Origin of the sequence: Vibrio sp. 397 (assembly GCF_033339395.1) — a bacterium.
Taxonomy (GTDB): domain Bacteria; phylum Pseudomonadota; class Gammaproteobacteria; order Enterobacterales; family Vibrionaceae; genus Vibrio; species Vibrio alginolyticus.
Genome location: NZ_JAWOUN010000012.1, coordinates 1 through 15,299 on the forward strand (window position 1 = coordinate 1; position 15,299 = coordinate 15,299).

Consider the following 15,299-nt stretch of genomic DNA (forward strand, 5'->3'; position numbering starts at 1 on the left):
TGGTGTTGACTGTGGATCTGCTTCAATCGTTCAGTCGCCACGTGAGTATAAATTTGCGTGGTCGATAAGTCACTATGTCCTAAAAGCATCTGTACGACCCTGAGATCTGCGCCATAGTTCAATAAATGCGTGGCAAAGGCATGACGCAGTACGTGCGGCGACAGCTGATCCGTGTCAATCCCTGCTATCAAAGCATAGTATTTAATACGGTGCCAAAACGTCTGACGAGTCATCTGTCTTGCGCGTTTACTAGGAAAAACAATATCAGATGATGTATCACCAAGTAACGCAGGACGCCCTTGTTGAATGAACGTCTCGATCCAATCGACCGCGTTTTCCCCCATAGGAACTAGGCGTTCTTTACCACCTTTACCAGTCACGCGCACCACCCCTTGGCGCAAGCTAACATTTTCCATGGTCAAACTGACGAGCTCTGTCACACGCAACCCTGTCGCGTAGAGTAGCTCTAGCATCGCTTTATCGCGCAATTCTATAGGGTCGTTCGGGTCTGGCGCCTCGAGCAACGCGTCCACTTGCTCTTCACTAATATCTTTGGGTAAACGTTGTGGCAGTTTAGGACTAACCAAGAGCGCACTCGGGTCATCAGCGCGCACCTTCTCACGATGCAGGTATTGGAATAAACGGCGAATCGCCGACAACATACGCGCACGAGACGTCTGTTTGTAATCTAAATCTACAAGGTGGCTTTGATATTCTTGCAAGCCAGACAAACTGATAAAATCAAGACGGTATCGATGTTTTTCCATCCACACGAGCAGCTTCATTAAATCGTTTCGGTAGGAAGCCAACGTGTTCTCTGATAGGCCACGCTCCATCCACATCGCATCTAAGAATTGCTCAACAAGCGAAAAATCTTGTTGATTGACAGGCTGTTGTGCCGTCATGAATGCTTCCTTATCTGTTTATATTTACAGTATTTAGATTAAAGCACCTGCCAATCCAATACCATAAAAAATCATCCCACATAGGATATTCGCTGCAATCTTCCTCAATTTATGGTTAGAATCTTCCACAACAGCAACACAAATAACGACGAATATAATGAAAATCGGACTCTTTTACGGCTCAACGACCTGCTACACCGAAATGGCAGCAGAGAAAATTCGTACCCTTATTGGTGAAGACCTTGTCGACATTCACAATGTGAAAGAGACACCGTTATCACTAATGGCGGACTACGACTTATTACTCCTTGGCATCTCAACTTGGGATTTTGGTGAAATTCAAGAAGATTGGAACGCGATTTGGCAAGACATCGCGACCACACCACTGAAAGGCAAAGTTGTAGCGCTGTTTGGTCTGGGTGACCAAGAAGGTTACGGAGAGTGGTATTTAGATGCGATGGGCTTACTTCACGATGAATTGCAAGCCACAGGCGCAACCTTTATCGGTTACTGGCCAAATGAAGGCTACGAATTTGAAGCATCGAAAGCATTGATCGAAGATGGCAGCAAGTTTGTTGGACTTGCGTTAGATGAAGACTCACAGTACGAACTGAGTGATGAACGCATCGAAAAATGGTGTGAACAAGTTCTTGTGGAATTCCACGACACGCTTTAATAGCGCAAACACGTCATCATTAAAAAGTAAAAAGCCCGATGAAGTAATTCATCGGGCTTTTTATTATCTTGATTACGCGGTTTCTTGTGCTAGCTCTGGGCGAGGTTTCGCGATGAAGAACATGCACACGATAGCCGCAAATGTTGGAAGCACCCAACCCATGCCGACTTCGAATAGTGGCAACATGTTAAACGCAGAAACATCAATACCCGATACTTTTGCCGCATCAACTAACGCAAACAGCAGAGATACAAGCAGTACCGCACGGTAAGCAAAGCGTGGATTCGGCAGTTTGCTGCGCACAAATGTTAGTGCAACCAACGCAATCGCCACAGGGTACAGCGCAAACAATACTGGCACTGACAGAGAAATCAGCTGCGCAAGACCAACGTTTGCAACCAATGCACAAACAGAACCATTAATCAGTACCCATTGCTTGTATGACAGTGGTGTTTTCGAGCTGAAGAAATCTGAACACGCAGAAATCAAGCCAATCGCGGTTGTCAGACACGCTAGCAATACGATGACAGACAGAACGATTTGACCGTATGGACCAAACAACGCTTGAACGTATTGGCTAAGCACTAGGCCACCATTATCAGCACCAGCAGCAACCGTTGCACTCGTCGCACCTAAGTAAAATAGTGAGATGTAAACAAACGCAAGACCAGCAGCAGCAATACAACCTGCATAGATCAGATATTTAGTAGTTGCAGAGCGCTCAGTAATGCCTTTACCGCGCAGTGCATCAACCATCAGCATACCAAACATCAATGACGCAAACGTATCCATTGTGTTGTAGCCTTCTAAGAAGCCTTTGGTCAGAGGCTGCGTTAGGTATTCACCGTGCGCGCCAATCATATCGCCCTGAGGATCAAGGAAGACAGCGACAGCAAGAATGATCAAACCAACGAACAATGCTGGTGTCAGTACTTTACCGATAAGATCGATCAAACGGCCTTGGAACCATGAGAACATCATCGCTGCGATAAAGAAGATCACTGAGAACGCTGTCAGATGCGTTTGTGACGCCTCAAGGAAGAAAGGTTTCACCGCCATCTCGTAAGCCACTAGGCCAGTACGAGGCGCTGCAAACGCAGGACCAATGATGATGAAAATCAGTGCAGCCATAAGAACTGCCGCTTTTTTCGGAAGATCTTGCGTCAAGTGATCCCAAGAACCACCAGCAACAGCAATAGCAACGATAGTAATAAGAGGTAGACCTACCGCTGTTAGCAAGAAACCAAACATAGCTGGCATTAAGTTTTCACCCGCTAACTGACCCGCTAGAGGTGGAAAGATAATATTGCCCGCACCTAAAAAGAACGCAAATAGCATAAAGCCTACTGCGATAATATCTGTTAGTTTTAACGTCTGCTTCACAGATAACCCTTGTCTTTTAATTAATGAATGTTGTGTATGCTTAGACCACTTTTTGTATACCTAAAGTCAATAAGTACACGTGGTTCAATCTATAAAATTTTCGCCGCATAATGACGAAAGACTCATCATTTGGCAACCTTTAAGAAAAAAACACCATATTAATTTAGTTTTCAAACTTAAAAGCAGTGGATATAACCAGATCCAAATAACAGGCCAGTTCTTTATCTCGATCAATTAACAATACAATTTAATAACCAACAAAACAACAATCTATACAATTAATAAACAATAGAGCAATCCACTTAATTATTGAGCAAATATAAAACAATCATGAAGAACAAAACACTGAAAACTAAAGGCTTCAATTTTAAGCAATTTTGTATTGAGGGCGGCGAGAGTGGTATGCCAGTCAGCACAGATGGGGTAATGCTTGGTGCTTGGATTCAAAGCCCTAACGACGCTAAAATTCTCGATATTGGGACTGGCACTGGCCTGCTTGCCCTGATGTGTGCTCAACGCTTTACGGAAGCTCAAATAACCGCGGTCGATATCGAATTAACAGCCGTTGCTGCCGCGCAAAAAAATATGGCCCAGTCTCCTTGGTCAGATCGTGTAAGTGTGCATCACACCGACATACTGCACTTTACGCCGACACATCCATTCCAACGCATCATTTGTAACCCGCCCTACTTCAACAGCGGCGAGCAATCGAAACACAGTCAACGTGCAACCGCGAGGCACACAGATACGCTAGGCCATAACGTATTGCTGCAGCGTTGCTATCATTTGCTTGATGACGAAGGGAGGGCTAGTTTTGTGTTGCCAATCACCGAAGGCGAGCAGTTCATTGAGCTAGCATTAAACCAAGGTTGGTATCTATCGAGGATCTGTCGTGTGCAACCGTCAGAAAAGAAACCAGTACACAGACTGTTATTTGAACTGTCAAAACGACCTTGCGATTTGCAGACGTCACATTTAATTATCCGTTCAAATGACGGCTATAGTGATGATTTCATCCAGTTAACTCGCGAGTTTTATCTTAAGATGTGAAATAACATGTGATCCTTATCACCAATCACTTTATAATGTGCGACCTTTTTGTATTCTATGCTGTTGTGGCGAACCATTAACCAAGCTTTGCTTGTGGAGAACTCATTGTGATCAGAACCTTTGCTGAACTTGATCTAGACCAAAACCTACTTGAAGCCATTGAAGAGATGGGTTACGAACGCCCAACAAAAATTCAGGCAGAAGCGATTCCACAAGCGTTGGACGGTCGTGACATTCTAGCGTCAGCGCCAACAGGAACTGGTAAAACGGCCGCCTTCGTCCTGCCAGCATTGCAATACTTGCAAGACTTCCCTCGTCGTAAGCCTGGGCCTGCGCGTATTTTGATCCTAACGCCTACTCGCGAACTGGCGATGCAAATTGCCGATCAAGCACGTGCTTTGGCAAAAAATACCAAACTCAACATTTTCACCATCACTGGTGGTGTTCAGTACCAAGAGCACGCCGACATCCTTGCAACAACGCAAGACATTGTGGTTGCGACACCTGGCCGTTTAAAAGAATACATTGATGCAGAGCGTTTTGATTGTCGTGCAATCGAATGGTTAATCCTTGATGAAGCAGACCGCATGCTAGATATGGGTTTTGCTCCTACTGTCGATCGCCTATCTAACGAATGTCGCTGGCGTAAGCAAACCCTTCTGTTCTCAGCAACGTTAGAAGGGAAAGGCGTAGAAGGCTTTACCGCTGATCTGTTGAATGATCCAGCAGAGATCGATGCAAAATCACCTCTGCGTGAGCGTAAGAAAATTGCTCAGTGGTATCACCGAGCTGATGATGCTGAACACAAACTAGAATTACTAAAACACATTATTACTCAGCAAGCTGAGCGCACTATCGTCTTTTTAAAGACTCGTGAGCGTTTGGCTGAGCTACGAGCGCAGCTTGAAAGTGCACAGATTCCATGTTCTTGGATTCAAGGTGAAATGCCGCAAGATCGTCGTAACAATGCGATTTCTCGCTTCCGCGATGGAACTGTGAACGTTCTGCTCGCGACGGACGTTGCTGCGCGTGGTATCGATCTTCCGGATGTATCACACGTTATCAACTACGACATGCCGCGCACGGCTGATGTTTACCTTCACCGTATCGGCCGTACGGCTCGCGCGGGTAAAAAAGGTAACGCTATCTCAATCGTAGAAGCACACGACCAACCAATGATGGATCGCGTTGCGCGCTACGTGAAGGAAGACATCAAAGAGCGTTTCGTGAAAGAGATGCGTCCTAAACACAAAAAGCCTGTGTTTAAGAAGAAAAAGAAAAAAGACGACAAGAAAAAAGTAGCGAAAAAGAAAACCGCTAAGAAGAAGTAACCTTGTTGGGGCGAAGTAGCTCAAGCTAAAAAATAACAAAGGGTTGGCAATGCCAACCCTTTTTCGTTTGTGCTGATAGAGATTAACGTAGACTACGTCTCAATCAGCTTTATTTTTGCTCTTCGCGTTTAAATACTAACTCTGTTGGCGTCGATTCATCTTCCACAAAGTAGTAACCCGCCGTATCAAACTTAGTCAGGTCTGCCACGCTCTCAACACGGTTTTCAATGATGTAACGCGCCATCATACCGCGCGCTTTCTTCGCGTAAAAACTGATGACCTTGTATTGACCATTCTTACAATCTTTGAATACTGGCGTGATCACTTGCGCATCTAAATTCTTTGGCTTAACCGCTTTAAAGTATTCATTTGATGCAAGGTTGATAAGGACATTATCGCCTTGAGCAGAAATCGCTTCGTTAAGCTTGTCCGTAATAACATTGCCCCAAAACTGGTACAAGTTCGTACCCTTGTCGTTTGCAAGCTTGGTACCCATTTCAAGGCGGTATGGCTGCATCAAATCAAGTGGTTTTAGTAAACCATAGAGACCCGATAGCATACGCAGATGATCTTGAGCATATTCGAAGTCCGCTTCAGATAAACTTTCGGCGTCTAGCCCTGTGTAAACGTCACCTTTAAATGCAAGAATGGCTTGTCGTGAGTTTTCCGTGGTAAACGTTTCACTCCACTCTTGGAATCGGCCCACATTTAAATCGGCAATCTTGTCGCTCACTTTCATTAAAGAGGCAACATCAGCAGGAGTCAGTTTGCGGCATACATCGATAAGCTCTTTTGAGTATTCGACCAACTCAGGTTGAGTAAATTTTTCTGTCGCTAACGGAGACTCGTAATCAAGAGTCTTCGCTGGAGAAACTACGATAAGCATGACTTTCCCTTCTATAATTTTGTTTTTAATAGGGTACAAAAAAAGCCATGCATTGTCTGCATGGCTTTTTACATCGTACTAATAGCTTTCAACTATGAGTGATAGCTATGAGTGATAGCTCACTTAGTCTTTTTTATCGTTGTACCAAATGCCTTCTTCAAGCTGAGATTTCAGCTCTGGGAAATCATTCGCATCAAATGTTGGCACTTTGCCTTCACCAAGCTGGCGGTTGTAATCTTTGGCCAGTTTAATCACGATGCCAGATAGCAAGATGATAGCCACTAAGTTAACTATCGCCATCAGACCCATAGAGACATCAGCAAGCGACCATACGACTGGTAACGAAGCTAGTGCACCAAACATCACCATACCAAGAACAATAACGCGGAAAATGCTTAAGCCCGCTTTATGATTGTGCTCTAGGAAGATTAAGTTCGTTTCAGCATACGAGTAGTTTGCAATGATTGAAGTAAACGCAAAGAAGAAGATTGCCACAGCAACAAAGATGCCGCCCCAATCGCCAACTTGTGAGCTCAATGCACGCTGAGTTAGCTCGATACCCGTCACTTCTGTTGCTTGACCGACATACTCACCAGACATCAGGATGATAGCCACTGTTGCAGAACAGATAACGATCGTATCCATGAACACGCCTAGCATCTGTACGTAACCTTGAGACGCTGGGTGTGGTGGGTAAGGTGTTGCTGAAGCTGCCGCGTTAGGTGCAGAACCCATACCTGCTTCATTCGAGAATAGACCGCGCTTGATACCGTTAATCATTGCCTGTGCAATTGCGTAGCCAAGACCACCTGCTGCTGCTTCTTGCAGACCAAATGCACTCTTAAAGATAAGCATCAATACATCAGGTAATTTCTCTAGGTTAGAGAACATGATGAACAGCGCTAGGGCTAGATAAAGTAGTGCCATGATCGGAACGATCATCTCAGCTACTCTTGCGATACGCTTGATGCCACCGAAAATAACAATTGCAGACAGTAAAACAACGGCAATACCAACATACAGGTTATTCCAACCAAATGCGTTGCTCATTGCATTGGCAATTGAGTTAGCTTGTACGGCGTTGAATACCAAACCAAAAGCGATGATTAGGAAAACTGAGAACAACACGCCCATCCAACGCATGCCCAGGCCTTTTTCCATGTAGTAGGCAGGGCCACCACGGTAGTTGCCATCATCATCTTTGGTTTTGTATAGCTGCGCCAGTGTGCTCTCAGCAAACGATGTTGCCATACCAAGCATTGCAATCAGCCACATCCAGAAGATCGCACCAGGACCACCCGCAGTCAATGCAACTGCAACGCCCGCCATGTTACCTGTACCAACACGTGCAGCAAGACTAGTACAAAGCGCTTGGAAAGAGGAAATACCAGCTTTGTCTGCTTTACGGCTGTTCTTAAGAACAGAGAACATGTGGCCGAAATGGCGGAACTGAATGAACCCTAATCGAACGGTGAAGTAAATACCAACACCAACAAGAAGATAAACCAGAATCGAGCCCCAGAGGAGATCGTTCATCAAATTGATTAAGTCTGTCATGTGTACCTCAAAGTGAGTTGCGCCAGTCTATGCGTCCTAGCCATCCACCAAATTGCCTGCTAAGTGTCAAAGTGTGCTTAGCTTTTTAAGTAATGTTTATGGGCAATCTAGAATCGTAAACGTCGCTTCATGCATCCATTTTACGTACCAGCGTATTTTTTGACGGGCGGATAATGCAACCTAGGAGCGCAAAAATCAATATGCAACAACAAGAATAACATTGTTATTTTTCACTATAAAGTCACCAAAAAATAACATAAATAGAAGACTTAACACTCAAACTGCGCAACATTTCAATTACCAAACACCAACATAAATAATTATTCTTCATTAAATGGAATGGTAAACTGTATAAACAAGAACAAGCTAGTATTCACAAGGTGTTACATAAATTTACGCTAGTGACTTACCATCTAATTGAACACTATTTCATCAAACTGATTTTATGCAACTTTAACCTTTGCGCAGTGCACCCATTCATCAAATCGAATTAACATAGAAAATCTCTCTATTTAATCGTTTTCTTGAGATCGTTTGTGCATTTTTTATCCACATCGTTGCAATAAAAAGTGTGATTTTGAGAATATTTTTGCACGAAAATGTCATGCTACCGACACAAATGCGAAATATATCATGGTTATTCTCACGGCTATTGTGGTACTTAAAAAACTCCACAAGGACTGGTTACAACAGTTTAGCTTAAGAAAGGTAAAGGTGGCTTATGGAAGGCTTTCAACTAGATGACATTTTTAATCTGGATACTACCTCAACAACCAAATCTCGTGCCAAACCAGTAAAGCGAAAGTGGCGTGAAATAGAAGAGATGAACGACAGACGCAATTTGCTTAAAGAGCTGCGCGAACTTGATGTCTGTACCGATTATAACTTGGAAGACATTAAACTCTAATTCAAACAAAAGGCACCTTACAGGTGCCTTTTGTTTTTTGTTTACAGTGACCGTAAACACCGTGAGTTTATGTACCAAGGTTTAAGTATGAATACCATTATTACTCAATGAGAATCTTCCGTACTTTTTGCCGAGAAATATGCACACTAAATTTTCGGTTGATTCCCAATAAATAAGAAATGTATCTCACAAACCCGAGAGACGGCTTTCGCTCGCTCAGGTTTCATCACTCAGGCTTAAACATACTCAGTATCACTTTGACGAACACGTTCGGCCAACTGCTTATAACGATCAGCAATCGTGTCACCAAACACAGGATCATCCTCACTGACGCTCCATAAGCTCTCGACATGCTGCCAATCTTCTGTGGTAAATAACTCTTCAATGAGAGGCAAAATTTTTCGCTCTTCTAGCTCCAAGTGGTGCCTTTGCGATTCTATGAAATCTTCTAGGTGAGCGACAAACATGTCTTGTGGCACAACAGCATCCTGAAGGATCATCTCTATCACGGATGAAAACTCTCTGGTTTTACTCGCTAACTCTAGATGTTCTTTCTCTAAATTTTCCATGGTTTGTTGCTTACCATAGTGTTCAAGAAAGTGGTGATAGAGGATATCTTCTTTCGGGTGGTGTACTTTCTCCGAATGATTAGAGAGGTAATCAACAATCTCGCTTACTAACGCATAGTTGATTACACGTTCTTTTTTTATCTCATTAAGCTTATGGCGCAGTATCGCCAACAGACGAACCATATAACCATGTTCGCGTCGAATTCTTTCGATCATCATAGCGTCTCTCCTTAACACCTACTTTTAGTAAGTGTACATGAGAAATTTACTATCAGCCTCGAGCGTGCTCAAAAAAACAGCGATCATACCACCCATGATCGCTGTCTCTTCATTTATACCGTTAATGGCAAATGCCAGTTAATTGGTGCTTTTTCTTGTGATGTAAGCAACTGGTTTGCTTGAGAGAAATGCTTACAACCGAAAAAGCCTCGATGTGCAGAAAGTGGCGATGGGTGTGGGGCAGCTAACACATGGTGCTTGTTGCGATCGATAAAGCGCCCTTTCTTCTGTGCGTGTGACCCCCACAGCAAGAACACTACACCTTCTTGATGCTGATTAATGGCTTCAATCACTCGGTCAGTAAACGTTTCCCAACCTGTCTTTGAATGTGAATGCGCTTTACCTTGCTCCACCGTTAATACCGTATTGAGTAACAATACGCCTTGTTCAGCCCAGCTTTGCAAAAAACCATGCTGAGGGATTTGGAAACCTTCAATATCTTGCGCCAGCTCTTTATACATATTAACCAGTGACGGTGGCGTTTTAATACCAGGAAGTACAGAGAAACACAGGCCATGCGCCTGATTTGGGCCGTGGTATGGGTCTTGTCCTAGAATCACGACCTTAACGTCTTTGAACTCGGTAAAACGAAACGCGTTAAAGACATCTTTTGCGGGAGGAAAAATAGCTTTGCCTGCGGCGCGTTCGGCTTCAACAAAATTCAAGGTGTCTACAAAGTAGCTCTGCTTTTTCTCTTCGCCGATCACATCGTGCCAAGTGGGTGACTGATTCATGGAAAGTTCCTGTCCTAAATTTTGCTTCTATTCTAACGAGCGAAACTCAAACAAACAAAAACTTACCACGAACTTGAGACAAGTAATAAAAGACTAATGCTTCTGTGGCGTTCGAAAGTGCCCCTGTCCGGTAATGTGACGATTAGGCATCGGTAAGCGAAGCACGCGACGAGTGTAAGCATAAGGAGTAAAAGAGAGTGGTCGAGACATGTTGGCATCCTTCTTTGCTAATTCAGAGATTGATGTTCAATGACTAAGAAAGAAAGGTGCCAACTTTGTGGTTACGCCATTAACTGTCAATGGCCGCTAAATGGAATTGACGCAACGTGTTGATCTCTTGCTGCCAAATATCTGGATCAATTGTTTCCAAAATCAGAGGGATACCATCAAAACGAGGGTCTTTCGCGATGTACTCAAAGCAATCCCACCCGATCTCTCCTTTACCTAGAGAATGGTGGCGATCTACTTTGCTGGCAAACTCTACTTTTGAATCATTTAGATGCATTGCTCTTAAATAGTGCATACCTACGATACGGTCGAACTCTGCAAAGGTGCGCTCGCAATCTTCTTTTGTACGTAAGTCATAACCAGCCGTAAAGGTATGGCAGGTATCTATACAAACGCCGACACGATCTTTATCTTCCACTTGCTCGATGATTTCAGCTAGGTGCTCAAACTTCCAGCCTAAGTTAGTGCCTTGACCTGCCGTATTCTCGATAACAGCGATCACATTCGGCACCGCTTTATGCGCAAGATTGATCGACTCGGCGATCGTCGCGAGACACTCCTGTTCAGAGACTTTCTTTAGGTGACTGCCCGGATGGAAGTTAAGCAAAGTCAGCCCCAACTGATTACAACGCTCCATTTCATCAATAAATGCCGCGCGGGATTTATTCAGCTTTTCTTCTTCCGGCGCACCCAAGTTAATCAGATAAGAATCATGGGGAAGAATATGTTCTGCTCCGAAACCCAGCATTTTACAGTTCGCTTTAAACGCACTGATGGTTTTTGCTTCTAAAGGCTTCGCCACCCACTGGCGTTGGTTTTTTGTAAATAGTGCGAATGCATTCGCGCCAATTTCACGAGCTCTCAACGGAGCTTGATCGACCCCACCAGCAGCAGAGACATGTGCACCAATGAGTTTATTCCCAAGCTTGTTTTTCATGTTTGTCATTTAATCACTTTAGACTTTCAGTATTGCTACCTAAATACAGATAGTTGCGTTAACCAGTTTAAACTTCAATCTCAATTTGTAGTAAATTTACAACAAAACCAATTATTAAATATTTTTTATATTATCAAATAAATTGTAATTAGTTTGTTTTCAAAGGTTTTATTGATTTAACTCAATAAAATTACCTTAATAAAAATAATGTTTTTGGTTGTTTATTGACTTAAATCAATATTAAAATAGTGGATATTAGCTATATAATACTCAGCTCAACGAAAATTCGAAAATTAACACCAATAATCACCACGTAAGTGGTCTAGGAGATAGTGATGATCCAAGGTATCCAAATTACAAAAGCGGCAAACGACGACCTACTAAACTCTATCTGGCTATTAGATAGCGAAAAAAATGAAGCTCGTTGTGTTGCTGCAACTGCTGGCTACGAAGCAGACCAAGTTATCGCAATCAGCGACCTAGGTGAATACGAAAGCCGTGAAGTTGCAATCGAAACTGCTCCTCGTATCGAAGGCGGCCAACACCTAAACGTGAACGTGCTTAAACGCGAAACACTAGAAGATGCAGTTGCACACCCAGAGAAATACCCACAACTAACTATTCGTGTTTCTGGTTACGCAGTACGTTTTAACTCGCTAACTCCAGAGCAACAACGTGATGTAATCGCTCGTACTTTTACTGAGACTCTATAATCTCTCAGTAAACTAGCTCGCTAGAATTTAAAAAGCTTGGTCTGCAATGACCAAGCTTTTTTTGTTTCAGAATCCTTCTAAACCCTTTCTATAATGGAAAGCAACTCGCCTCTAAGGTGCATTTCTTTGCGAAGGATCTTTCTGAAACGCTTGCGCTAAAGAGGTTGGATCACGCCTATCTCTTTGCAGTGACGCCCCTTCTGCCCACCAAATCAATTGATGCATAGTGCGATTCATATAGTTGTCCCACTGCGTCTGCTCCGACTCATCCGCAGCAACGCCCTGTTCATCAAACACTTCTTGCGCTTTCGGAATGTGGATCATCGCAGAGACAGGTAGACATCCAAGTTCAGATAAGAAGGTACGCATAGAAACGGCAGCTCTAACACCACCCCATTGTCCGGCAGAATAGGTCACGATAGCACTCGGCTTGTAAGAAAACAGCGAACTGCCGAAATGGTTAAGCGTGTTCGCCAGAGCAGGACTCATCGAATGGTTATATTCCGGGCTAACCATCACATACCCATCCGCATGTTTGATTTTGTCTGCCAGCTCACTTAGGTTCTGCGGAACTTTAGAGCGGTGATAAGCAAACTCGGGCTTAAACACATCACCAAAGTCGTAATTCAAAGGGTCGATGATTTCGACCGTATGTTGCGAATGTTGACTCGCGATGAGTTTTTCACACGCTTTACTGACTCGCATTCCTAAACGGGCTGGTCGTGGTGGCGTGCTGTCTCTCACTGAGCCAAGAAAAATCAAAAAATGCATGCTTCTCTTTCCATCTCATTTAGTTAAGTTCGTTTCTCAATCATAAAGAGAGTCAAAACTTACCGACAATAAAAAAGGTGAATGATTACTCATTCACCTCTCGTTATTTCTGTTTTTGATACTTACTATACTTTGAAGCTTACTGCACGCGGCGCAGTACTTGTTTCAATGCGTCAAAGTCTGCGTCGAGCTCTTCCGATAGCAGCTCCATCGCAGCGTGCTTCGCTAGTGGCGCAGGAAGCTCGATATCGGATTCTAGAATATCATCCACGACTTCTTTGAACTTCGCAGGGTGAGCAGTACATAGGAACAGACCGGTTTCACCGTCTTGCAATTGTTCTTCAAGCACTCGGTAAGCAATCGCACCATGCGGTTCGCATAGGTAGCCTAGAGCATGTAAATCTTTCACTGACTGTGCGCTTTGCTCATCAGATACTGCGCCTTTACCTAACGTCTCCAAGCCCCACTCTTTCACGCGGCACAGCTCTTCAATACGAGGCCAGTTGTTTGGTTGGCTCACGTCCATCGCGTTCGATGTTGTTGCGACTGTTGGTTTTGGCTCCCACTTACCTGTTTCTAGGTAGCGAGGAACAGTGTCATTGGCATTAGTTGCCGCGATAAAGCGTTTGATAGGCAAGCCCAGCGCTTTTGCCAGTAGACCAGCAGTTAGGTTACCAAAGTTACCACTTGGTACTGATACCACTAGGTTTTCACGCTCTTGCTTGCTCATTTGCGCAGCTGCTTCAAAGTAGTAACAGATTTGCGCCATCAAACGGCTGATGTTGATTGAGTTTGCAGAGTTCAGACCGATCTCTTCACGCAGTGCTGAATCATCAAAAGCTTGCTTAACCAGTGCCTGACACGCATCGAAGTCGCCATCGATCGCGACAGTGTGAATGTTTTTACCAAGCGTACAGAATAACTTCTCTTGCAGTGGGCTGATTTTTCCTTTCGGGTAAAGAATCACAACATTGATGTCTTCCATACCGTAGAAAGCATGCGCAACGGCTGCGCCAGTATCGCCAGACGTTGCCGTCAGAATGGTGATCTTGCCGCCGTCCGAAACCGCAGCAAGAGATTGCGCCATAAAGCGACCACCAAAGTCTTTAAACGCAAGCGTTGGACCATGGAACAGTTCCAGTGCATAAACACCGTCTTTTACTTGGTTGATAGGCGCAGGGAATTGAAACGCAGCATCAACAAGGGCATTCACTTGCTCCTCTGTAAGTTCATCTCCAATTAACGCCGATAGAATCTTAGTGCTACGAGAGACAAAGTCTTCTGCAAGCAGCGCATCGATATCTTCAAATTTTGGTAATTCCGATGGAAAAAATAGACCTTGGTTACGGCCTAACCCTTGGCGAACGGCTTGGCCAAAGGAAACTTGTTCATCATTTTCTTTTATATTGTAAAGCTTCATAGCTCACTTCCTGTTACTTTCGAACCCTGCTTATCTAGACGACAAACGTGGACGAATCCTTCTTCGTTTTGTACGTAGTTTTGTTCTAACCAGCGAGCAACTCGCTCAGCGACATCTTTCTCTTTGCAAATACTGAACAGTGTCGGACCACTGCCAGAAATACCGGTTGCCAATGCACCCGCAGACGCTGCGTATTGACGTGCATTCGCAAAACCTGGAAGCAGTTTCTCACGATACGGTTCTGCGATCACGTCTTTGATCATTTTTGCAGCAAGTTCTGGCTGACCAGAATGACACGCATGAATAAAGCCCGCAAGGTGGCGACCATGAGCGATGATATCTTGTCGGCGGTATTGAGATGGTAGGATCTCACGCGCTTCCGCCGTTGATACCTTGATACCCGGATACGCCATCACCCAGTACCAATCATCAAAGCAAGGCACTTCTTGACTGATGATACCCAACTCTTCAAGCATCAGTTGCACACCACCAAGGTAACATGGCGCAACGTTGTCGTAGTGAATACCACCAGAGATCTTGCCTTCCATCTCTCCCATCAGCGCCAATAATTCTGTCTCGTTAAGTGGCTGTCCATGGAATCGGTTCAATGCATCTAATGCAGCGACGATAGAACATGCACTTGAGCCTAAACCAGAGCCAATTGGCATGTTCTTTTCTAGCGTCATCTCAAGTGGTTTTAGCTCAACGCCTTTTTTGTCTAACTCACGAGCAAACACGAGCCAACAGTCGTAGACGATGTTGTCTTTTGGTTCAGTTGGCAATTTCTCAACAAAATCACCCGCCGTTTTAAGGCTGAACGGATCAGCCCCAGATTTCACCAATACACGGTCACCCAATAGTGTGCCATCCACTGGAGACACGGCCGCCCCCAGCACATCAAAGCCAACGCTTACATTACCAATTGATGCTGGGGCATAAACCACTACATCCAT

General features: G+C 44.2%; 15 protein-coding genes. 5 read left to right on the top strand and 10 right to left on the bottom strand.

Annotated features, from left to right (window positions below):
- The coding region (xerD, locus tag R7P36_RS17975) for a site-specific tyrosine recombinase XerD (protein WP_318086043.1) at positions 1 to 905 on the bottom strand (905 nt) is incomplete at its 3' end.
- A 157-nt stretch (positions 906 to 1,062) separates the two neighbouring features.
- Between xerD and fldB the strand changes: the two genes are divergently transcribed.
- On the top strand, positions 1,063 to 1,581 hold the full coding sequence (gene fldB / locus R7P36_RS17980) for a flavodoxin FldB (RefSeq protein ID WP_005381790.1): 519 nt from the start codon (positions 1,063 to 1,065) through the stop codon (positions 1,579 to 1,581).
- 72 nt (positions 1,582 to 1,653) lie between these two features.
- Here fldB and brnQ read toward each other — a convergent pair whose 3' ends face one another.
- Positions 1,654 to 2,964 carry a branched-chain amino acid transport system II carrier protein gene (gene brnQ, locus R7P36_RS17985; protein ID WP_005381792.1) on the bottom strand — a complete coding sequence of 437 codons (1,311 nt, stop codon included), beginning with the start codon at positions 2,962 to 2,964 and terminating at the stop codon, positions 1,654 to 1,656.
- Positions 2,965 to 3,294: 330 nt separating this feature from the next.
- On the opposite strand from brnQ, the gene R7P36_RS17990 reads away from it, so the two are divergent.
- Both R7P36_RS17990 and srmB read left to right on the top strand, forming a co-directional pair.
- On the top strand, positions 3,295 to 4,014 hold the full coding sequence (locus R7P36_RS17990) for a tRNA1(Val) (adenine(37)-N6)-methyltransferase (protein WP_203345680.1): 720 nt from the start codon (positions 3,295 to 3,297) through the stop codon (positions 4,012 to 4,014).
- A gap of 107 nt (positions 4,015 to 4,121) precedes the next feature.
- The gene (gene srmB, locus R7P36_RS17995) at positions 4,122 to 5,345 is read left to right on the top strand and encodes an ATP-dependent RNA helicase SrmB (protein WP_005381797.1); all 1,224 of its coding nucleotides are present in this window, start codon (positions 4,122 to 4,124) and stop codon (positions 5,343 to 5,345) included.
- A 109-nt stretch (positions 5,346 to 5,454) separates the two neighbouring features.
- Here srmB and yaaA read toward each other — a convergent pair whose 3' ends face one another.
- Positions 5,455 to 6,231, bottom strand: coding sequence for a peroxide stress protein YaaA (gene yaaA, locus R7P36_RS18000; protein ID WP_005382848.1), 777 nt, complete (start codon positions 6,229 to 6,231; stop codon positions 5,455 to 5,457).
- Positions 6,232 to 6,354: 123 nt separating this feature from the next.
- Positions 6,355 to 7,788 (bottom strand): alanine/glycine:cation symporter family protein, encoded by a 1,434-nt coding sequence (locus R7P36_RS18005; protein WP_005381800.1) that lies wholly within the window; start codon positions 7,786 to 7,788, stop codon positions 6,355 to 6,357.
- Between the two features lie 721 nt (positions 7,789 to 8,509).
- On the opposite strand from R7P36_RS18005, the gene R7P36_RS18010 reads away from it, so the two are divergent.
- A complete protein-coding gene (locus R7P36_RS18010) occupies positions 8,510 to 8,695 on the top strand; it encodes a DUF3545 family protein (RefSeq protein WP_005381805.1) in 186 nt (61 codons plus the stop codon).
- Positions 8,696 to 8,931: 236 nt separating this feature from the next.
- On the opposite strand, the gene R7P36_RS18015 is transcribed toward R7P36_RS18010, so the two are convergent.
- The 3 genes from R7P36_RS18015 to nfo all read right to left on the bottom strand — a co-directional run bounded on the left by R7P36_RS18015 (position 8,932) and on the right by nfo (position 11,451).
- The gene (locus tag R7P36_RS18015; RefSeq protein WP_005381807.1) at positions 8,932 to 9,483 is read right to left on the bottom strand and encodes a hemerythrin domain-containing protein; all 552 of its coding nucleotides are present in this window, start codon (positions 9,481 to 9,483) and stop codon (positions 8,932 to 8,934) included.
- Between the two features lie 113 nt (positions 9,484 to 9,596).
- Positions 9,597 to 10,277 carry a uracil-DNA glycosylase gene (gene ung, locus R7P36_RS18020; protein WP_005382846.1) on the bottom strand — a complete coding sequence of 227 codons (681 nt, stop codon included), beginning with the start codon at positions 10,275 to 10,277 and terminating at the stop codon, positions 9,597 to 9,599.
- 289 nt (positions 10,278 to 10,566) lie between these two features.
- On the bottom strand, positions 10,567 to 11,451 hold the full coding sequence (gene nfo, locus R7P36_RS18025) for a deoxyribonuclease IV (RefSeq protein WP_017821508.1): 885 nt from the start codon (positions 11,449 to 11,451) through the stop codon (positions 10,567 to 10,569).
- A 326-nt stretch (positions 11,452 to 11,777) separates the two neighbouring features.
- On the opposite strand from nfo, the gene grcA reads away from it, so the two are divergent.
- Positions 11,778 to 12,155: an autonomous glycyl radical cofactor GrcA gene (grcA, locus tag R7P36_RS18030; RefSeq protein ID WP_005381814.1), complete on the top strand. Its 378-nt coding sequence runs from the start codon at positions 11,778 to 11,780 to the stop codon at positions 12,153 to 12,155.
- A 111-nt stretch (positions 12,156 to 12,266) separates the two neighbouring features.
- On the opposite strand, the gene R7P36_RS18035 is transcribed toward grcA, so the two are convergent.
- The 3 genes from R7P36_RS18035 to thrB form a co-directional block, all read right to left on the bottom strand.
- Positions 12,267 to 12,926, bottom strand: a complete 660-nt coding sequence (locus tag R7P36_RS18035) for an NADPH-dependent FMN reductase (protein ID WP_213899729.1) — start codon at positions 12,924 to 12,926, stop codon at positions 12,267 to 12,269.
- 139 nt (positions 12,927 to 13,065) lie between these two features.
- Complete coding sequence (gene thrC / locus R7P36_RS18040) at positions 13,066 to 14,346, bottom strand: threonine synthase (protein WP_005381818.1); 1,281 nt, start codon at positions 14,344 to 14,346, stop codon at positions 13,066 to 13,068.
- Positions 14,343 to 15,299, bottom strand: coding sequence for a homoserine kinase (gene thrB, locus R7P36_RS18045; RefSeq protein WP_033906103.1), 957 nt, complete (start codon positions 15,297 to 15,299; stop codon positions 14,343 to 14,345). The genes thrC and thrB overlap by 4 nt, the downstream gene beginning before the upstream one ends.